Genomic DNA, 19302 nt, shown 5'->3' with positions numbered 1-19302 from the left:
CGTCCCGGGCCGGCGTTGATGCCGGCCCGGGACGGATTTTTCCACGGATATTCTCCGTCCCGGGATGTTTTCGGTTCACGGATGTTCTCCGTCCCGGGATGTTTCCGTCCCGAGGCGGTCTGCCCGGTCACAGGACGATCGAGAGTCCGGCGTCCCCCTCATGACACGGACGAGGCCCCCGGCAGACGGGTTGATCACCACAGCGGCCACCGGGCACGCGGGTCGAGTCCTCCCCGACGGTCGCGGTGCCACGCGCCGGCCGAGATCTCCCTCGTTCAGACGGCCGGCGCCCCGGAGTCGATCGGCAGGCCGTGCAGGGCCTCGACCAGCGGCGCGAGCTCCGGGGTCTGCTCCGCCTCGGCCAGAGCCTTGGCCAGGACGTCGTCGTGGGTCGGGCGGGCCCTGTTCAGCAGCGCCCACCCCTGCTCGGTGAGCTCGGTGTAGATGCCGCGCCGGTCGTCCTGGCACAGGACCCGGGTCAGCAGTCCCCGGTCTTCGAGCCGGCTGACCAGCCGGGTGGTGGCGCTGCCCGACAGCGCCGCGGCGCGGGCCAGCTGCTGCATGCGCATGTGCCAGCCGTCCTGGCGCGACAGCGCGTCCAGGACCGTGTATTCGACCACCGACAGGTCGTGGCCGGCCTGCAGCGCCCTCTCCAGCGCGGCGTCGATCAGCCCGTGCAGCGCGGCGAGCGTCCGCCAGCCCTGCGCGCGGATCTGCACCGCGCCGTCGCCGATCCCCATGGCCGCCTCCTCTCGCGCCCTCCCCCTCCAGGCGGGCCGTCATCGCCGCCCAGTCTACCCACGTTTTGAAATAAAGCGCGTGTGCAAGTAAGTGGCCGTACGGCCCACGCCGAGCCCCGCCCGCGGGCACGCCACGGCCGGCGGGACGCGGACACGGCGGAGTGGTCGTAGCGCGCGAGGCCGCCGTCCCGTCCGGCCGCCGTGCGGCCCGCGGCCGGGGCCTCCGCATCCGGCCGCCGTAACCTCGGAGCGCCGAAGGGCCGTAACCTCGGAGCTGAGAAACGCCGTCCATGACGTAAGAGGAGACCACGCACGTTGTCCGAGACGCACGAACCCGCGCGCCCCGTCCCCGGCGCCGACCTGCTCAGCCTGCGAGCCGACTGCGCGAGCTGCTCGGGGCTGTGCTGTGTCGCGCTGCCCTTCTCGGCCTCGGCGGACTTCGCGGTCGACAAAGCGGCCGGGCAGCCGTGCGCCAACCTGCAGCCGGACTTCCGCTGCGGCATTCACTCACGCCTCCGGCAGCAGGGCTTCCCGGGCTGCACCGTTTACGACTGCTTCGGCGCGGGACAGAAGGTCACCCAGCTCACCTTCGGCGGACAGGACTGGCGCCGGGCCCCGCAGACCGCACGGCAGATGTTCGAGGTGTTCCCGATCATGCGGCAGCTCCATGAGCTGCTCTGGTATCTGACCGAGGCGCTGACGTTGCGGCCGGCCCTCCCGCTCCACGAGGAGATCCGCCTCGCGCTCGACACGACCGAGCGTCTCACCCGCGACAGCCCCGACTCCCTCATGGAGCTGGACGTGGCAGCGCACCGGCAGGAGGTCAGCGCCCTGCTGCTGCGTACGAGTGAGCTCGTACGGGCCGGAGCCGGCCGCCAGAAGAAGGACCGCAGAGGCGCCGACCTCATCGGGGCCAACCTCAGGGGCGCCGACCTCAGAGGCGCCAACCTGAGAGGCGCCTACCTCATCGGGGCCGATCTCAGGGGTGCCGACCTCAGGGTGGCCGACCTCATCGGGGCCGATCTCCGGGGCGCCGACCTCAGGGGCGCCGACCTCACCGAGAGCATCTTCCTGACCCAGTCCCAGCTCAACGCGGCCAAGGGCGACGCCGCCACAGCGCTGCCGCCTACGCTCACCCGCCCGGCGCACTGGCAGTCCTCGGACACGCCGGCCGCGCCCACCTCCTCCCGTCCCCGGAGAAGGAGCCCACGCCGGAGGTGACGCCGGCCCGGGCAGGCCGGCGGGCGCCCCGGCTCACCCGCCCTGTCCCGGCCCGGCTCACCCGTCCTGTCCTGGTCCGGCTCCTCCGGGCACGCTCGGGCCCGCGCAGCCGAGGGCGAGCCGGAGGGCCAGGCCGGTGTTCCTGCGCCGGCCGAGCCGGTGCACGGCCAGCTCCAGCGCCTCGCGCTGGCCGACGAGCACCACCCACGACTCCGCCCTGGTGACCAGGGTGTACAGCAATTTGCGCTGCAGCATCACGCCTCCGGCCTCGGCCACGATCGGCGCCACCACGAACGGGTATTCGCTGCCCTGGGAGCGGTGCACGCTGATCGCGTAGGCGTGGGTCAGCTCGTCCAGCTCGCCGAAGGTGTATTCCACCCTCTCCCCGTCGTCGGTGCGGATCTCCACCAGCCGCTCCTGCGGGTTCACCGCCGTGACGGTGGCGCTCTCCCCGTTGAACACGCCTTTGTCGTAGTTGTTGCGGATCGGCATGACGCGGTCGCCCACCCTGAAGACCGACGGGCCCGACCAGTGCTCGGCCGTGCCCTCGCGCGCCGGGTTCAGCCGCTCCTGCAGCCTGCGGCCGAGCTCCGTGGCGCCCGTCGCGCCCTTGCGCATCGGGCACAGCACCTGGATCTGGTCCCTGCCGATGTTCTGCTTGCGGGGGATCGCCTCCGTCGCCAGATGGACCACCCGCGCGGCCACCTGCTCCGGGTCGTCGAGCTCCTCGAACCAGAAGCCGCCCCGGCCGGGCAGCGCGGGCAGCTCACCCGCCCGGATCCGGTGGGCGGCCTGGACGATCCCGCTGTCCTGCGCCTGCCGGAAGACCTGGGTCAGCCGGATGCGCGGGATCTCCGCCACGCGCAGCAGATCGGCCAGCACGCTGCCGGGCCCGATGCTGGGGAGCTGGTCGCTGTCGCCGACCAGCAGCAGGTGGCTGCCCGCCGGGATCGCGGCCGTCAGCCGGGTGGCCAGCTGCAGATCCAGCATCGACGCCTCGTCGACGACGATCAGATCCGCCTGCGCGGGAGACTGCTGGAACAGCGTGCCCTCCTCCCGCTCCGGCTGCTGGGCGAGCATCCGGTGCACGGTCATCGCGGGCAGGCCGGTGAGCTCCGACAGGCGCTTGGCCGCCTTGCCCGTCGGCGCGGTCAGGGTCACTGTGCCGCCCATCGCCCGCACGGTCGCCGCGATCACCTTCACCGTGTGGCTCTTGCCGCAGCCGGGACCGCCGGTCAGGACGGACACGGTGCTGGTCAGCGCCAGGTTCACGGCCACCCGCTGGTCCTCCGCCAGCCCCTCGTCGTCGGCGAACGCGCGCAGCGGCAGCGTCGAACGGGCCCGCAGGAGCCTGGTCAGCTGCGCCGCCAGCGCGACCTCGCGGCTGTGCTGCTCCTTGGCGTACGCCACCTGGCCGGGGCCGGCCGGCGACGCCTCGACGACCACCCGGTGCTCGGCGACCAGCGCGTCGACCGCCCGGCGGATCGGCCCTTCCTTCTGGCCGACCAGATCGGCCACCGCGGCGAGGAGGGCGGGCAGCGGCAGGAAGCAGTGCCCGTCGCGGGCGGCCGCCACCTCCAGCCGGTCCAGGACCGCCGCCTTGATCCGCTGCGGGCTGTGCTCCGGCACCCCCGACCGCAGTGCGATCCGGTCGGCGGTGTGGAAGGCGATCCCCCTGACCTGGCCGATCAGCCGGTAGGGGTCGCGGGTGAGGATGTCGCACGAGTCGTTGCCGTAAACCTGGTAGATCTTGGCCGCGAGCAGCGGGCTGGTCCCGAAGCCCTGCAGGGCGACCATCAGCGCGGCGACCGCCTTCTGCTCCGCCCACGCCTGGACGATCTGCGCCTGCCGCGCGGCGCCGATGTTGACGACTTCCGTGAGGCGCTCCGGCTCGGTGTCGATGACCGTGAGCGTCTCCTCGCCGAAGTGGCTGACGACGGCGTGGGCGAGCCGCGGCCCGATCCCGCGGATCAGGCCCGATCCGAGGTAGAGCGTGATGGCGCGCACGGTGGAGGGGACCACCCGCTCGCACTGCTTGACCACCAGGCGGCTGCCGTGGCGCGGGTGCTCCTCCCACTCCCCGGCCAGCCGCAGGGTCTCCCCCGGCTGCACCCCGGCCAGCGCCCGGCCCGAGGCGACGAACCCGGCCAGGCTCTCGGCGCTCATCCGCGCGACCGTGTATTCGTCGTCACGGACGTATATCAGCTGCTCGACGGAGGCGTCCACGTCCGTCGGGTAGGGCTTCGCGAGCACGGTCACCGCATGGCTCCCCGGGATCATGTGCGGCATCTCACTTCAGGACACTAACCGGTGGCTGCGACAGTTCGGGCGGCACGGACAGGGCGGGGACGCGGTGTCGGTCAGGGGAGAGCCGTGGGCGGCTGCCGGTGGACCACTGAGCGTGCTGCGCGGTAGCCGCTCAGCGTGCTACGCGGTAGCCGCTCAGGCCGTCGTCCATCTCCTCCCGGTCACCGTCCCGCGCCGCGTAGAGGGCCTGCTGGAGCGCGAATGTGCCGCGGATCGCCGAGATCCGCGCGGTCAGGCCGGGCCGCGCTCCGATGCGCGAGAGCACCTCCTCCAGCAACGCCGTGCCGTAACTGGCCCCGACGGCCGCGAGGTCCTCGGCCTGATCCCCCAGGCAGACGTCGTCCCAGTCGACCACACCGCTCAACCGGGGCAGCCCGTCCCGCCTCTCCCACAGCACGTTCTCGCCGCCGAGGTCGCCATGCACCACGGCGGAGGTGAGGTGGGGAAGGTCGCGCAGGGCCGCGAGCTCCCGCTCGGCCCGCTCACGGCCGGCGGCGGACATGAACGTGAACAGCTCCGCCCGCACCTCCCCGGCGAACGCCCGCCACCTGTCCCGCGGCACACGCGGCAGGGCCTCGCGCACCGCCGGCTCCGAGCCCGCCGCCGCGAGCCTGGTGAACAGGGCGGCGTACTGGGCGGCCACCGCGCCGGCGACCTCGCCGGAGCGGAGCTCCGCCGGAGCCAGCGGCGCGCCGGGGATCCGGCCGAGCAACAGGTACGGCACGCCGGCGCCGTCCCGGGAGTCTCCGACGGCCAGCGGTTCGGGGGTGCGGACACCGAGGTCGAGGCCGGAGAGGGTCCGCAGCACGGCGGCCCGCTGAGGCAGCCGGCCACCGGCCGCCCCGGTCCGGGCGAAGCAGACGACCCGCTCCGCGCCGATCACCACGTCGTGGAACTGCCCCCGGTGAACGGGGAGATCCGGCAGATCGTCGTCCGGGAGCAGCCTGCCCAGCAGGCTCTGTCGGGTTTCGGTGACGTCCATGGGAGGTGAACCCTACTCCGCGACCGGCTCCCCCGGCGTCCCGCACCCCGCCGCCCCGGCCGGTCCCGGCGCGGTGATCAAAGACACCGGGGCCGGGCCCCTGTAGCTGTCGATGCCGGGCGCGCCGAGCACGTTGCGGAAGGAGTCGCACAGCCTGGCGGCCTGGGCCGACTCGCTCGACGGCGACAGGGAGTTGACGCCGCTCTCAGTCAGCTGCACCTCCCACGCCGACGGGGTGCCGGGGAACTGCTGCCGCAGCCGCCCCACCAGGACGCCGATGTTGCCGTAGGTCACTCTCGGGAAGTCGTCGGCGGAGAACTCGGGGCGCAGCAGGTTGGGCGGGTACGGATGGTAGGCCACCCGCCAGACGCGGCCCCCGCCCGCGCGGCCAGCCCCTTGAGCACGGTCATGCCCGACAGCATCGCCTCGGCCGCCGCCGGTCGATCATAGGCGGTGCCTAAATAGTGGTCGAGCGAGGTGAGCACCTTGGCCGTCGGCTGCTGGACAAGGGCGGGTTCGCGCCGGGGTGGACCTGGGAACGGCGGCGCCGCGGTCGGCTACCGCGACTTCGTCTCGGGCAAGGCCACCATGTCGTGGGGCACCGACTTCGCCGTCGAAGCGCTCAAGACGGACGCCGAGTTCCCGATCGGCACCATGCCGTTCCCGACGGTCACGAAGGCCACCAGCCCGCTGTCGACGGAGGCCCCCGCCAGATACGGGGCCTCGATCGGCGGCACCAGCTACATGATCCCGTCCACGGTGAAGGGCGGGAAGTACGCCGCCGCGATCAAGTTCCTGCAGTTCATGAGCTCACCGGCGGTCAAGCCGTGGCTGGACGCCACCGGCGGTCTGCCCGCGGTCGAGGGCGTGGACCCCTCCCCCGAGACCGCCGGCCTCCTCCGGAGGCGAGTGGGGCAGGCCGTTCCGGGTGACCGCGCTGCCCGGCGGACCCGAGGGCACCTCCTCCCGCGACGTGTTCGACGGCTACCTGCTCGGCAAGCGCTCGCTGGAGGAGGAGCTGCCCGACCTGCAGAAATGGTGGGACCGCGGGATCGCGGCCGGCATCAAGAAGAACAACTGGGGCCAGGAGAACTGGGCCAGGTAGCCCAGACCGAGACACCCCTGTCACACCCCCCCGAGCAGGAGATGTAATGCCGCATCCACCACGGACCCTACGTAACGCGCTGATCGCCCTCGCCGTACCGGCGACGGTGACGGCCCTTCCCGCCCTCGCGCTCGCCGGGGCCGCGACGGGCGTCACCGGGGTCGCGGTCGGCCAGGACACGGTCACCGTCACCGGCAGGGCGACCGGCCAGGTGGCGCTGTACGCGCTGGACACCTGGCACGCCCCCGCGGGCCACACGGGCCTGCGGCCGGTCGCCGTCGTCACGCCCGGCACCGACGGCGCCGAGGAGATCGGCGTCGAGCACACGGGCATCAACCTCCGCCAGGTACGGCAGGGCCTGGGGCTGGATCGTCGGCAACGAGATCGACGCCCAGCAGTACTGGTACAACATGGGCCCCCAGGACCGCGACGTCTTCCTGGAGCAGTACACCAGGGCCATGCGGCTGACCTGGCAGGCCGTGCGCAAGGCCGACGCCAACGCCCGCGTCTACACCTCGCTGACCCACTTCTGGACCGGCGTGGTGGGCGACGACCCCGAATACACCTACAAGGGCCGTGACGTGGTGGAGGGCCTCAACGCCCTGACCAAGGCCCAGGGTGACTTCGACTGGAACATCGCCCATCACCCGTATCCGGAGAACCTGTTCAACCCGGCGTTCTGGAACGACAGGACGGCGACCGACAGCTTCGACACGTTGCGCATCACGTTCAAGAACATCGAGCTGCTGCCGCGCTACCTGGCCCAGGAGCACCTGCTCCACGACGGGCGGCCGCGCCGGGTGATCCTCTCGGAGCAGGGCCTGAACTCCCAGGACTACACCGACGAGCAGCTCAGGCTGCAGGCGGCGGCCTACGCCTACGCCTACTACAAGGTCGCCTTCGCCGAGGGCATCGACTCGTTCATCCTGCACCGGCACGTCGACCACAAGCAGGAGGGCGGCCTCCGCCTCGGCCTGTGGACGTGGGACGAGGAGCACGCCGCGCCGTCCAACGTCGGCGACCGCAAGCCGGTGCACGAGGTGTTCAAATACATCGACACCGAGCGCTCGCTCGAGGTGACCGAGTCCGCCAAGAAGATCATCGGGATCTCCGACCGGAAGGACGTCATCCCCGGCTCCGACCCGGCCAGGCTGGCGACCAGGAAGCTCCCGGCCACCGTCGGCGTACAGCTGGACGCCGAGCCCGCGCTGGAGCACGTGGTCTCCGACTTCGAGCGGGACACCGGCGGCTGGCGGCCCTCCGACAACGCGGCCGCCGTCGAACGGGTGGCCGTCGACGGCGGACACGCGCTGCGCGTGCACTTCGACCGCGACCTGCCAAGCTGGTCGATGTACACCAAGGCGTACAAGGGCACCGACCTGGTGCTCGACCGGCCGCTCGACGCCTCGCTCAGGTCACAGCTTTCGGTGTCGGTACGGGTGCCGGAGCACGCCGGCGACGGCTTCAGGCCGGGCAACGTCTTCTCCGCGAAGGTCCGCGTCTACGGCCCGGACGGCGAGGTCGCCGAGGGCGTCGGCGCGGTCGACCCCGCCCGCGGCTGGAACCGGCTCACCCTCGACCTGTCCCGCTGGGCGGGCCGCAAGGCCGTCTCCCGGGTCAAGGTGTGGGTGCGCGGCTCGGTCGGCTCGGACTGGGCGGGCTCCTACGAGATCGACAGGCTGAGCCTGGCGGCGGCCGCGGTCCCGGCGCCCGCCCGGCAGGCGGGTGGACGCCCGCGCTCAGCCCGTGACGAGGGGCCGTAGATACTCCGCGGTCACACCGGGACCGGCCGCGACCGTCGCCGGAGGGCCCTGGTTGAGGATCCGCCCGCCCCTGTCGCCGGCGCCCGGTCCCATGTCGATGATCCAGTCGGCGCAGGCGGCGACGTGCAGATCGTGCTCGGCGATGACGACCGAGCTGCCCGCCGCGAGCAGCGTGTCGAACGCGTCGACCATGCGCTGCACGTCGGACGGGTGCAGGCCGGTGACCGGTTCGTCGAGGATCACCAGGCCGCGGCCGCGGCCCCCGCCGCCCAGCAGGATCGCGTTGGCCAGCTTCAGGCGCTGCGCCTCACCGCCGGAGAGCTCGGTCGCGCTCTGGCCGAGCCGGAGATAGCCCAGCCCCGCCTGCTGGGCGGCGCGCAACGTGGCGGCGAGGCCGGCCGATCCGCCGAAGAAGTCCGCCGCCTCGTCCACGGTCATCTCCAGCACCTCGTCGACGGCCTTGCCGCGGTAGGTGACGGCGAGCAGCTCGGGGGTGAAGCGGCGCCCCTCGCAGACGTCGCACACGACCCACATGTCCGGCATGAAGTGCAGGTCCACCTGGCGTCTGCCGTATCCGGCGCACGCCTCGCAACGGCCACCGGAGGAGTTGAAGGAGAACGCCCCCGCGCCGAGCCCGCGGCTCCTGGCCTCCGGAGTGGCGGCGTAGAGCTTGCGGATCGCGTCGAACGCCTTGGTGTAGGTGGCCGGGCTGGAGCGCGGCGTGCGCCCGATCGGATTCTGGTCCACCACCGTCACCCAGTCGAGCTGCCCGGCGCCCTCGATCCGGGCGACGGCCTCCGGGCGCTCGCCGCGGAGGACGGCGTCGAGGCCCGCGCCGAGCGCCTGGTGCAGCAGGCTGCTCTTGCCGCTGCCGCTGACCCCGGTGATGCAGGTGAGCACGTGAAGGGGGATCTCCACCCGGTCCAGGCGGACGTTGTGCGCGTCGACGCCGATCAGGGCGAGCCGGGGCGCCGCGGCCGGGCCGGACCGCCGGGTCCGGCGGACCCGGGGACCGCGCCCGCCGAGGTAGGCGCCGGTGATCGACCGCTCGTCGCGGCTCAGCTCCCACGGCGGGGCGGACGCGACGAGCCTGCCGCCCTCGCGCCCGGCCCCGGGGCCGATGTCCACCACCCAGTCGGCCAGGGCGATCAGCTCAGGGTCGTGCTCCACGAGCAGGACGGTGTTGCCCGCGTCGCGCAGCTCGCGGAGGATCTCGCGGAACGGGCGCTTGTCGGCGGGGTGCAGGCCCGCGCTCGGCTCGTCGAGGACGAAGACGATCCCGGTCAGGTCCGTGTTCAGCTGGGCGGCGACCCGGGCCCGCTGGAGCTCTCCGCCCGACATCGACGGGGCGGTGCGGGTGACCTGGAGGTGCCCGAGGCCCAGCTCGACCAGCAGCCGCACGCGGCGGGCCAGGTCGGGCAGGACGGTGTCGGCCACCTCCCGCTGCATCGGGGTGAGCGTCGGCCCGATCGCGTCCACCCATCCGCGCAGCTCCTCGACGGGGAGCCTGATCACCTCGGGATAGGTCAGGCCGCCGAGCTTGATCGTGAGACCGACCTCACCGAAGCCGGTGCCGTCGCACGCCGGGCACCCGATCCGGCGCATGAACCGGGCGTAGTGCTCCTTGGCCCCGTCGGTGCCCGCGGCGTCGTAGAGCCTGGAGACTTCGAGGACCGCTCCTTTCAGCGGCACGCTGCGCTCGAAGGTGATCTCGGCGCCCGTCTTCTTCTGCCTGGTGGTGACCTTGTAGGTGACCGGCACGTCGCCCGTGCCGTGGAGCACCGCCTGCCGGAACTCCTCGGGCAGTTCGCGCCAGGGCAGGCCGAGGTCCGCGCCGTACCGCTCGGCGAGGGCGGGCAGCGCCAGGGACTCCCCGGAGCCGGCCCAGCCGAACCACGTCCCGGCGCCCGCGAGCAGCGGGAGGTCGGGGCGGGTCACGATCCGGTCCTCGGCCGGGCTCACCGTGGCGCCCATGCCGCCGCACTCCTTGCAGCGGCCTTCCATGCTGTACCGGTCGAAATAAGCACTGGTCAGCCCGCGTAGTTCGGGGAACTCCCGGGCTTCGGGCCCCAGCGCCGGCAGCCGGGCGAACAGCAGGCCGAGGAAGTCGTTCAGCCCGGTGATGCTGCCGAGGGTGGAGCGCGGGCTCCGGTTCAGCCGGCGCTGGTCCACCGCCAGGGTCACGCCCAGCCCGGATATCCGGTCGACCTGCGGGCGGTCCTTGGGTGAGATGAACTGGCGGAAGAACGGTGAGATGCCGTTCAGGTATCTCAGCTGGGCCTCCGCGTGCACGGTGTCGATGGCGAGTGAGGTCTTGCCGCTGCCGCTGACGCCGGTGAAGGCGACGATCTTGTTCTTGGGGAAGACGACGCTGACGTCCCGCAGGTTGTGGGTGCGGGCCCCGACGACCTTGATCACGTCGCCGTCGAGAGTGTCGGAGGTGAAGGTCACCGCCCCACCTTAGACGATAATTTTGATGTCATTGCAATTTTGGTTTGACACTACTATTTCGCGCGGTCCCACGCGCCCGAGAAGCGGCGCCCGGCCCGGCAAGGGCGCGCCCGTATGCGTACCAACCGGCGGCACGCCGTCGAACAGCGACGTTCAACGACATTCGGTTGCAAGATGGCTACCATCGGTGATGATCGTTTGCATCCTCAGACGCCATGACAGGCGCTGTCCGCAGCTGCGGACAGCGCCTCTCCGAGGTCATGACCGCCGAGGACTTGACTGAGAACCGAAGGAGAACACATGGCCATCGTGAGGTCCACGACCGTCGCCCTGTCCGCCGCCCTGGCGTTCGGCGCCGTTCTGGTGACAGGGGCGAGCGCGCACGCCGACGACCGCCCGGCCGCCAAGCGGGTGGCGGCCGAGGTGATGTCGGCGGCGAAGACGAGCCAGCGGGTCGCGGCCGGGAAGACCGCGCCCGGAGAGGGCTGGGAGTCCTACGGGAACGGCACCGGCCTCTACATCGACGTCGACACCACCTCCGCGAACTTCACCGGCACCCCGGTCTACACGAGCTCCGTCGGCGGCACCGGCGACCACTGGGCGCTGACGGGCGCCAACGCCGTTTACAGCCCCACCGCGACCGGATTCCGCCTCTACGTCCGCTGGAGCGACAGCAGCCCCATCTCTCCCGCCGTCGCGCAGGCCTTCCAATGGCACGTCAACTGGATCGGTGTCGACAACCCGTGATCGGCCGCCTGTCCTCCCCGCCGCCCGGCCGGGCGGCGGGGAGGACAGGCGCGGAGGGGATGAGTGGATCGCCGATGGCCGTCTGACGGCCGGAGGGCGCGGCCGGACAGGGAATGACGGGGAGCGGCGGGACCTGCTACATCGGCCGGATCGGCCTGCGCGACGCCGATCACGACATCATCCTCACCGACTGGCGCGCCCCGGCCGCCCGCGTCTTCTACACCGCCACCCCGGGCGACCCCGGCACGCTGTGGTGCGCCGCCGCCACCTGCACACCGACGGCCGCACCGTGGTCGACCTCGACGACGAGGTGTTCGACCTGGAGCGCCTCAGCGACGGCGACCGCCGCACGCTGGTCGGCGAGGCCGCGCTCATGGCCACCCTGCGGCGCAGCCGTACCGGGCGGATGAACGAGGTCGTGGCCACCATACAGACCGAGCAGGACTGGGTGATCCGGTCCGGCCTGCCGGGCGCCCTGGTGGTCCAGGGCGGTCCCGGCACGGGCAAGACCGTCGCCGCGCTGCACCGAGCCGCCTTCCTGCTGTACGCCCACCGCGCCGTCCTGGAGCGGCGGGGCGTGCTGGTGGTGGGCCCCAACACGCTGTTCTCCCGATACATCGGCCAGGTGCTGCCCTCCCTCGGCGAGACCGACGTGGTGCTGTCGGCCGTCGGCGAGCTGTATCCCGGTGTGCGCGCCACCGCGACCGACGGCCCGCCCACCGCCGTGGTCAAGGGTGACCTGCGGATGGCCGAGGTGATCGCCACGGCGCTCCGCGACCGCCAGCGCGTCCCCGACAGCGGCCTGGAGGTCCCGGTCGTGCTGCGGACCTCGGTGCGGAGCGGGGTGGAGGTCGTGGTCGAGCGGATGACGCTGCGGGTGGACCACGCCGCCTGCGAGGCCGCCCGGGACCGGGCCAGGGCCGCCCGCCGCCCGCACAACGTGGCCCGCAAGCTGTTCCTCGTCTCCATGCTCGGCGCGCTCGCCCTGGACGAGGCCGCCCAGTTGGACCGGCCGATGGACGAGGAGGACCTGCGCCACGCCCGCAAGGTCCTGTGGGCACAGCCGTCCGTGCGCGAGGCACTGGACGCGCTGTGGCCACGGCTCACCCCCGAACGCCTGATCGCCGACCTGCTCGCCGACGCCGACGCGCTCGCCTCGGCCGCGCCCGGCCTGTCGCGGGCCGAGCGGGAGAGCCTGCTGCGGCCGTACGGCAGGCCGTGGACGGTCGGCGACGTCCCGCTGCTGGACGAGGCCGCCGAGCTCCTCGGCGAGGACGAGACCGAGAGCGGGGCGGCCCGGGAGCCGGCCGAGCACGAGCGCGAGGCCGGGGAGCGGTACGCGCTGGGCGTGCTGGAGTTCACCGGCCTGCTGGAGGACCGGATGATGGAGGCCGCCACGCTGGCCGCACGTCACGAGACGCCCGAGCCGGCCATGACCACCGCCCAGCGGGCCGGGGCCGACCGGCGCTGGGCCTACGGGCACGTCATCGTGGACGAGGCGCAGGAGCTGTCGGCGATGGCCTGGCGGACCGTGATGCGCCGGATCCCGTCCCGGTCGCTGACCGTCGTGGGCGACATCGCCCAGACCGGGTCGGCCGCCGGGGCCCGGTCCTGGGGCGGGATGCTCGACCGCTACGTCAGGGGCCGCTGGCGGGAGGAACGCCTGCTGGTCAACTACCGGACCCCGGCGGAGATCATGAAAGTGGCCGCCGACGTGCTCGCGGCGGTCGCGCCCGGCCGGCGGCCCCCGGAGTCGGTCCGCGAGGGCGGGAGCCCGCCGCGCGCCGTGCTCCTCGACCCCGACGCCCCGGGCGCCTTGGCGGCCCTGGTCGAGGGCGAGCTCGCGCGGATCGGTGAGGGCCGCCTGGCCGTCGTCGTCCCCGACGCCCGTCGTCCCCGGATCGCCGCGCTCTTCCCCGGCCACGACGACATCCTGGACTCCCCCGTCGCGGTCCTGACCGTCACCGCCTCCAAGGGGCTGGAGTTCGACGCCGTGGTGGTCGTCGAACCCGGCGAGATCCTCGCCCAGACACCGATGGGCGGCCATGATCTGTATGTGGCGGTCACCCGTGCGACGCGGCGGCTGACCGTGACACACCGGCGGGAGCTGCCGGGGATGTTGGCCGGGCTCGCCCGGCACTAGCCTTGGGGCGTCACGTCATGTCGGGGAGGGGTCATCTGATGTCGCCGGTTCTGGAGAGTACGGCTCGCGCGCTGCTGCGGAGGATCGCGGTGGAGCAGGCAGGGTCGCGGCTGCCGTCCCTCGCGGCGGCCGTGGTGCGCGACGGGCGGATCGCCTGGTACGGCTCGCGCGGCCGGGTCGAGGGGGTCGCGCCCACCGAGGACACCCAATACCGGATCGGCTCCATCACCAAGAGCATGGTGGCCACCGTGGTCATGCGGCTGCGCGACGAGGACCGCGTGGACCTGCTCGACCCGATCGGCAAGCACGTCCCCGGCACGCCGGTCGGTGACGTGACCATCGCCCAGCTGCTGTCGCACACCGCCGGGCTGACCGCCGAGCCGCCCGGCCAGTGGTGGGAGCGGACGCCGGGCATGCCACTGGAGGAGCTCATCGGGCTGCTCGGCCCGGAGACCGCCCGCCACCGGCCCGGCCGCCGCTTCCACTACTCCAACCTGGGCTTCGCCCTGCTGGGCGAGCTGGTCGCCCGGCACCGGGGCGTGACCTGGGCGCAGGCCGTGCAGGCGGAGATCCTGGAGCCGCTGGGCATGCGCCGGACCACGCCCCGGCCGCTCGCCCCGCACGCCACCGGCTACGCCGTGCACCCGTGGGCGGACGTGCTGCTGCCCGAGCCCGAGCACGACGCGGTCGCCATGGCCCCGGCCGGGCAGCTGTGGTCCACCCCCGCCGACCTCGCCCGGTGGGCGGCGTTCCTGGCCGGTGAAACCGCCGGCGTCCTCGCCCCGGCCACGCTGGCCGAGATGCGCGAGCCGGCGATCGTCGACGACGGCGACGCCTGGACCGGCGGATTCGGCCTGGGCCTGCAGCTGGCCCGGGCGGGCGGGCGCCGCCTGGCCGGCCACTCCGGTTCCATGCCGGGCTTCCTGGCCACGGTGTGGGCCGACCCGGCCGACCGGGTGGGCGTGCTGTTCATGGCCAACACCACCTCCGGGGTGAGCCGCACCCTGCTGACCGAGCTGCTGGCCGTCCTCGACGAGCACGAGCCGCGCCTGCCGGCCGAGTGGGAGCCCGTCGCGGCGGACGCCGACCTGCTGGAGCTGACCGGCCCGTGGCACTGGGGGCCCAGCGCCTACACGCTGCGGCTGCTGCCGGAGCGCGGCATCTCCCTCGACCCGATCGGCGGCACCGGCCGGGCCTCCCGGTTCGCCGCCCAGGCCGACGGCACCTGGCTCGGGCTGGACGGCTACTACGCCGGTGAGACGCTGCGCCTGGTCCGCCGGGCCGACGGCTCGCCCGGCCACCTCGACCTCAACACCTTCGTCTTCACCCGCACCCCCTACGACCCCACCGCCGAGGTCCCGGGCGGGGTGGACGGCGGCGGCTGGCGCGGCTGAGCCGGTCCGGGAGACCGCCGCCTCGCCACGGCGGTCTCCCGGACCGTACCCCGCTCCCCCGGCGACACCGAAGACAGCGGGGATCAGGGACAGGAGGTGACCGTGGAGGGGATCGTCCCGGTGCCGTACGCCGGGGCGCCGGTGTCGTTGACGACGTGGTCGTAGCGGCCCTTGCCGCCGAGTGAGACGACCAGGAGGCTGTGGAACCTCACGCCGGGCTTCACCGGGACCTCGAAGCCGTGGTCCACCTCGATGGTCGGGTCGGAGGTGAAGACGCAGTAGCTGCCCAGGCCCCAGCCCTCGTGGACGTTCACCGAATCGGCGACCTTGCAGGCGGCCCAGCCCTTGATGTTCCCGTTCATGAACGCGGCCTGGTCGGGCGGGTCGTAGGGCAGCTCGTTCCGGAAGAAGGTCGTCCGGCCTCGCTCGCCGGACCACTCCACGCCGTACTTCTTGAAGTGCTCGACGGACAGGCCCGTGGCCGGCACGTCGTCCCCGGCAGCCCGCTCTCGGTCCGGGTACGGCTGCGCAACACCGGCGGGCGGGCCGGGCGCGAGACCGTCCAGGTCTACCTGTCCCGGCCGGAGACGGCCGTGGCCCGGCCCGAGCGCTGGCTGGCCGGCTACGCCCCGGTCGAGATCGAGGTCGACCTCCCAGCACGGGCCTTCCAGCACTGGTCGGCCGGGCGGCGCGCCTGGCACGCCGAGGAGGGCGCCTTCATGGTGCTCGCCGGACGCTCGGCCGCCGACCTGCCGTTGAACGCCACCGTGCGCCTCGCCGCGCGGGCGCCGATCGGGTGAACGGTGGCCGGCCTGCCCGGCGCGCGCGTCCCGCTCACCGCCGGCCCGCGTCGACGTGGTAGAGCGTGGTGAACAGCGGCCAGGTCAGGGCGGCCATCTCGGCCGGAGACCGCGGGCATCCGCGCTGCAGCCAGTCGGCGGCCACGCCGATGAGCGCCCCGGCGGTGAACGCGGCCGGGACGTCGTGCGGGATGTCCAGCGGCGGACCGGTCCGCTCCGGGAGGTCGCCGCCGGCGGTGGCCCGGCGCAGGTGGTCGTGGACGGTCGCGGCGATACGGCGGCGGATGTGGTCGACGACACGCGCGCTGCCCTGCGGCCCCAGCAGGCCGCGGTAGAGCCCGGTGTGCTCGGCGAGGCTGGCGAAGAACGCCTCCAGCGACCGGGTCGCCTCCGGCTCCGGGTCCGCCGAGCCGGGGTCAGGGCCGGGCAAGGACTCGATCAAGTCGTCGATCATCGCGGTGCAGGCGACCTCGGCCAGCTCGTGGACGTCCCGATAGTGGTCGTAGAAGGTCGAGCGGCTCACGCCGGCGCGTTCGGCGACGTCGGCGACGCCGATCCGGGACAGGTCCTGCTCCTCGACGAGCTGGATCAGCGCGTGCGCGAGGGCCGCGTGGGTGCGGCGCACGCGCCGGTCGCCCGATGGGGTGCTGCCGTCTTTTGTCGTGGCCACGCCTCTCACCCTACCGTCAACCTACACATGTACGATTACCTACACGTGTAGGTTAACCTGGTGACGTGGGACGATCGGAAGGACCACGACATATGCGGATACGTTTGGGGCGGCCCGCCGCCCTCCACCTGAGCGACGTCCCGTGACCCCGCCCGGGAGCGTCCTGATCGTCGGCGCGTCGGCCGCCGGTCTGAGCACGGCGGAGGCACTGCGGCGGCACGGCTACCAGGGCAGGCTGACGTTTCTGGACGCCGAACCCCATCTCCCCTACGACCGGCCGCCGCTGTCGAAGCAGGTCCTGGCCGGCGCCTGGGAACCGTCCCGCGCCCGGCTCCGCAGCCAGGCGCAGCTGGAGGCCCTGCACGCCGAGTCCGTGCCGGGTGAGGCCGCCGTCGAGCTGGACGCCGCCGCCCGCGAGGTGCGCACGGCCTCCGGCCGCGTGCTACATGGCGACGCGCTGGTCGTCGCCACCGGCCTGACCCCCCGCCGGCTGCCCGGCCAGGAGGGGCTGGCGGGCGTGCACGTACTGCGTGCCCTGGACGACGCGCTCGCGCTCCGCCGCGACCTGGCCGCCGCCGAGCGGCTCGTGGTCGTGGGCGAGGGGGTGCTGGGCGCGGAGATCGCCGCCACCGCCCGCGGCATGGGCCTCGACGTCACCCTCGCCGGGATGGGCCCGGCCCCCCTGGCCGACCAGCTCGGCGGCGTGGTCGGCGCGATGCTCGCCCGGGTGCACGCCGAGCGCGGGGTCCGGCTGCGGCTCGGCGTCACGGTCGAAGGGCTGACGGGCGCCGGCGGACAGGTCACGGGAGTACGGCTGGTCACCGGCGAGCTCCTGCCCGCCGACGCGGTCGTGGTGGCCATCGGTTCCCGCCCGGCGACCGGCTGGCTGGAGGGCAGCGGGCTCACCGTGGGCGACGGGGTGGAGTGCGACTCGCGCTGCCGCGCCGCCGAGGGCGTCTACGCCGTCGGGGACGTCGCCTCCTGGGATCATGAGGGGCTCGGCAGGCGGCTGCGCCTGGAGAACCGCACCAACGCCACCGAACAGGCCCAGGTGGTGGCGGCCAACATCCTCGGCGCCGACCGCCCCTACACGCCGGTCCCCTACTTCTGGACAGACCAGTACGACGTCAAGATCCAGGCCCACGGCCTGCCGTCGCCGGCGGCCGAGGTGACCATCGCCGAAGGCGACCCCGCGCAGCACCGCTTCGCCGCCCTCTACCGCGAGGGCGGCCGGGTCACCGGCGTGCTCGGCTGGAACATGGCCAAGCAGGCCCGCCTGCTGAGGCAGCGGGCCCTCGGCAGCCGGCAGGACGCCCAGCCCCTCGCGCCGGCGTGACGGCGGCGGGGACGAACCGACCAGCCGCCTGTCCGCAGGCGGCCGACCATCCGTTCAAAGCCGACCATCCGTTCAAAGGAGATGCCGAATGAGTCTCGACGAGCAGGTCCTGAACTACCCGATCCCCAACGACACGGCGCTGGAGCCGCCCGCCGAATGGGCGCGGCTGCGCGGCGAGTGTCCGGCGGCCCGGGTGACGCTGCCCAGCGGTGACCAGGCGACGCTGCTGACCCGCTACGAGGACGTCAAGCGGGTCCTCGCCGACCCGCGCTTCACCCGCCAGCTCACCGCGCCCGACGCGGCCCGGCTGTCGGCCGAGGGGGGCGGGGTGTTCAACAGCGAGATGTCGCAGATCATCCCCGACGGAGGCGAGGAGCACCAGCACTGGCGGCGCCTGGTGGGCAAGTGGTTCACCGCCAAGCGGATGGCCGCGCTGCGGCCCACGATGGCGGAGATCGCCGAGCGGCTCATCGACGACATGGTCAAGCGCGGCCGGCCCGGCGACCTCAGGGCCGACCTGGGCTTCCCGCTGCCGGTCTACGTCATCTGCGACATGCTCGGCGTGCCGGCCGCGGATCGGGACCGGTTCTCCTACTGGTCCGACACCATGCTCAACCTCACCCGCTACAGCCAGGCCGAGATCGAGGCCGCCCAGGGCGAGTTCGTCCAGTACATGTCCGGTCACATCGCCGCCAAGCGCGCCGAGCCGGGCGAGGACCTGCTCAGCGAGCTGATCGCGGCCGGCGGCCCCGAGGACGGCGGGCTGTCCGACATCCAGATCCTGGTCACCGGCATGGCTCTGCTGGTGGCCGGGCACGAGACCACCGCCAACATGATCGGCAAGATGGTCTCCATGCTGCTGGCCGACCGCAGCCGGTGGGAGCGGCTGCTGACCGACCCGTCGCTGATCCGCACGGCGGTGGAGGAGACGCTGCGGCTCGACGCCAACTCCGGCTTCGGCCTGCCCCGCTACCTGCGCGAGCAGACCGAGGTCAGCGGCACGGTCCTGCCCCGCGGCACCACCGTGGTGTGCAGCATGGCCGCGGCCAACCGCGACGAGAGCGCTTTCGAGGCCGCCGCCGAGATGGACCTGGGCCGCAGCCCGAACCCGCACCTGGCCTTCGGCTCCGGGGCCCACTCCTGCCTGGGCCAGGCGCTGGCCCGCACCGAGCTGCAGGTCGTGCTCGAGGTGCTGCTGCGCAGACTCCCGTCCCTGGAGCTGGCCGTCCCCGTGGCGGAGCTGGAACGCGTGGAAGGGCTGGCCGTCGGCGGCCTGCGCAAGGTCCCGGTCCGCTGGTGACCCGGCACCGCCACACCCGACAGAGAGGAACCCGGTATGAAAGTCACCGTTGACGAGGCCAAGTGCTGCGGCGCGGGCCAGTGCGTGCTGATCGCGCCGGAGGTCTTCGACCAGCGGGAGGAGGACGGCATCGTCATCCTGCTCGATCCCGAGCCGGGCGAGGACCAGCACGTCCTGGTCCGCGAGGCCGCCGCCGTCTGTCCCGCCGCCGCCATCGAGCTGAGCGCCTGACCCCGGCCGGGCCGGTCGGCCGCCGCCCACGGCGCGACGCCCGCCGTCGGACCGCCGCCTCCGGGGTCGCTCGCCCCCGGAGGCGGCGGTCCGGCACTTCCGGCCCTCCCCC

At 73.2% G+C, this 19302-nt stretch carries 18 protein-coding genes and 1 pseudogene; 10 read left to right on the top strand and 9 right to left on the bottom strand.

What is annotated here, in order from left to right; genetic code table 11:
- Nucleotides 1-275: 275 nt before the first annotated feature.
- Complete coding sequence (locus tag J2S55_RS36850) at nucleotides 276-740, bottom strand: MarR family winged helix-turn-helix transcriptional regulator (RefSeq protein ID WP_306870644.1); 465 nt, start codon at nucleotides 738-740, stop codon at nucleotides 276-278.
- Nucleotides 741-1055: 315 nt separating this feature from the next.
- Here J2S55_RS36850 and J2S55_RS36845 point away from each other — a divergent pair, with 315 nt between their 5' ends.
- On the top strand, nucleotides 1056-1961 hold the full coding sequence (locus J2S55_RS36845) for a pentapeptide repeat-containing protein (RefSeq protein WP_306870641.1): 906 nt from the start codon (nucleotides 1056-1058) through the stop codon (nucleotides 1959-1961).
- 57 nt (nucleotides 1962-2018) lie between these two features.
- On the opposite strand, the gene recD2 is transcribed toward J2S55_RS36845, so the two are convergent.
- The 4 genes from recD2 to J2S55_RS48735 form a co-directional block, all read right to left on the bottom strand.
- The gene (gene recD2, locus J2S55_RS36840) at nucleotides 2019-4220 is read right to left on the bottom strand and encodes an SF1B family DNA helicase RecD2 (RefSeq protein ID WP_306870639.1); all 2202 of its coding nucleotides are present in this window, start codon (nucleotides 4218-4220) and stop codon (nucleotides 2019-2021) included.
- Nucleotides 4221-4380: 160 nt separating this feature from the next.
- Nucleotides 4381-5250 carry an aminoglycoside phosphotransferase family protein gene (locus J2S55_RS36835; protein WP_306870636.1) on the bottom strand — a complete coding sequence of 290 codons (870 nt, stop codon included), beginning with the start codon at nucleotides 5248-5250 and terminating at the stop codon, nucleotides 4381-4383.
- A gap of 12 nt (nucleotides 5251-5262) precedes the next feature.
- Nucleotides 5263-5610: a DUF5722 domain-containing protein gene (locus J2S55_RS36830; RefSeq protein WP_306870633.1), complete on the bottom strand. Its 348-nt coding sequence runs from the start codon at nucleotides 5608-5610 to the stop codon at nucleotides 5263-5265.
- Nucleotides 5611-5807: 197 nt separating this feature from the next.
- Nucleotides 5808-5987 carry a hypothetical protein gene (locus J2S55_RS48735; protein ID WP_306870631.1) on the bottom strand — a complete coding sequence of 60 codons (180 nt, stop codon included), beginning with the start codon at nucleotides 5985-5987 and terminating at the stop codon, nucleotides 5808-5810.
- A 191-nt stretch (nucleotides 5988-6178) separates the two neighbouring features.
- Here J2S55_RS48735 and J2S55_RS36820 point away from each other — a divergent pair, with 191 nt between their 5' ends.
- Nucleotides 6179-6355 carry a hypothetical protein gene (locus tag J2S55_RS36820; protein WP_306870628.1) on the top strand — a complete coding sequence of 59 codons (177 nt, stop codon included), beginning with the start codon at nucleotides 6179-6181 and terminating at the stop codon, nucleotides 6353-6355.
- A 67-nt stretch (nucleotides 6356-6422) separates the two neighbouring features.
- Here J2S55_RS36820 and J2S55_RS36815 read toward each other — a convergent pair whose 3' ends face one another.
- Entirely contained in the window at nucleotides 6423-6767 is a 345-nt protein-coding gene (locus tag J2S55_RS36815) for a hypothetical protein (protein WP_306870625.1), read from the bottom strand.
- Between J2S55_RS36815 and J2S55_RS36810 the strand changes: the two genes are divergently transcribed.
- Complete coding sequence (locus J2S55_RS36810) at nucleotides 6724-8118, top strand: DUF5722 domain-containing protein (RefSeq protein WP_306875717.1); 1395 nt, start codon at nucleotides 6724-6726, stop codon at nucleotides 8116-8118. The two genes, J2S55_RS36815 and J2S55_RS36810, sit on opposite strands and share 44 nt — an antisense overlap.
- On the opposite strand, the gene J2S55_RS36805 is transcribed toward J2S55_RS36810, so the two are convergent.
- Complete coding sequence (locus tag J2S55_RS36805) at nucleotides 8095-10569, bottom strand: AAA family ATPase (protein ID WP_306870621.1); 2475 nt, start codon at nucleotides 10567-10569, stop codon at nucleotides 8095-8097. The genes J2S55_RS36810 and J2S55_RS36805 overlap by 24 nt on opposite strands.
- Nucleotides 10570-10869: 300 nt before the next feature.
- Between J2S55_RS36805 and J2S55_RS36800 the strand changes: the two genes are divergently transcribed.
- The 3 genes and pseudogenes from J2S55_RS36800 to J2S55_RS36790 all read left to right on the top strand — a co-directional run bounded on the left by J2S55_RS36800 (nucleotide 10870) and on the right by J2S55_RS36790 (nucleotide 14853).
- Complete coding sequence (locus J2S55_RS36800; protein ID WP_306870619.1) at nucleotides 10870-11316, top strand: hypothetical protein; 447 nt, start codon at nucleotides 10870-10872, stop codon at nucleotides 11314-11316.
- Between the two features lie 125 nt (nucleotides 11317-11441).
- Nucleotides 11442-13459, top strand: a pseudogene (locus J2S55_RS36795) (HelD family protein); the annotation flags it as partial.
- 38 nt (nucleotides 13460-13497) lie between these two features.
- Complete coding sequence (locus J2S55_RS36790) at nucleotides 13498-14853, top strand: serine hydrolase domain-containing protein (protein ID WP_306870616.1); 1356 nt, start codon at nucleotides 13498-13500, stop codon at nucleotides 14851-14853.
- A gap of 83 nt (nucleotides 14854-14936) precedes the next feature.
- Here J2S55_RS36790 and J2S55_RS36785 read toward each other — a convergent pair whose 3' ends face one another.
- A complete protein-coding gene (locus tag J2S55_RS36785; RefSeq protein WP_306870613.1) occupies nucleotides 14937-15341 on the bottom strand; it encodes a hypothetical protein in 405 nt (134 codons plus the stop codon).
- Here J2S55_RS36785 and J2S55_RS36780 point away from each other — a divergent pair.
- Nucleotides 15312-15653 carry a fibronectin type III-like domain-contianing protein gene (locus J2S55_RS36780; RefSeq protein ID WP_306870610.1) on the top strand — a complete coding sequence of 114 codons (342 nt, stop codon included), beginning with the start codon at nucleotides 15312-15314 and terminating at the stop codon, nucleotides 15651-15653. The two genes, J2S55_RS36785 and J2S55_RS36780, sit on opposite strands and share 30 nt — an antisense overlap.
- A 34-nt stretch (nucleotides 15654-15687) precedes the next feature.
- On the opposite strand, the gene J2S55_RS36775 is transcribed toward J2S55_RS36780, so the two are convergent.
- Nucleotides 15688-16323: a TetR/AcrR family transcriptional regulator gene (locus tag J2S55_RS36775; RefSeq protein ID WP_306870607.1), complete on the bottom strand. Its 636-nt coding sequence runs from the start codon at nucleotides 16321-16323 to the stop codon at nucleotides 15688-15690.
- Between the two features lie 142 nt (nucleotides 16324-16465).
- Between J2S55_RS36775 and J2S55_RS36770 the strand changes: the two genes are divergently transcribed.
- The 3 genes from J2S55_RS36770 (at nucleotide 16466) to J2S55_RS36760 (ending at nucleotide 19190) form a co-directional block, all read left to right on the top strand.
- The gene (locus tag J2S55_RS36770; protein ID WP_306870604.1) at nucleotides 16466-17659 is read left to right on the top strand and encodes an NAD(P)/FAD-dependent oxidoreductase; all 1194 of its coding nucleotides are present in this window, start codon (nucleotides 16466-16468) and stop codon (nucleotides 17657-17659) included.
- 88 nt (nucleotides 17660-17747) lie between these two features.
- On the top strand, nucleotides 17748-18959 hold the full coding sequence (locus J2S55_RS36765) for a cytochrome P450 (RefSeq protein WP_306870600.1): 1212 nt from the start codon (nucleotides 17748-17750) through the stop codon (nucleotides 18957-18959).
- Nucleotides 18960-18995: 36 nt separating this feature from the next.
- A complete protein-coding gene (locus tag J2S55_RS36760; protein WP_306870597.1) occupies nucleotides 18996-19190 on the top strand; it encodes a ferredoxin in 195 nt (64 codons plus the stop codon).
- The last annotated feature ends 112 nt before the right edge of the window (nucleotides 19191-19302 follow it).

It is taken from the genome of Streptosporangium brasiliense, from assembly GCF_030811595.1.
Taxonomy (GTDB): Bacteria; Actinomycetota; Actinomycetes; order Streptosporangiales; family Streptosporangiaceae; genus Streptosporangium; species Streptosporangium brasiliense.
Note: the sequence above shows the minus strand (reverse complement) of the source record. Positions and strands in the feature narration are given on the sequence as shown.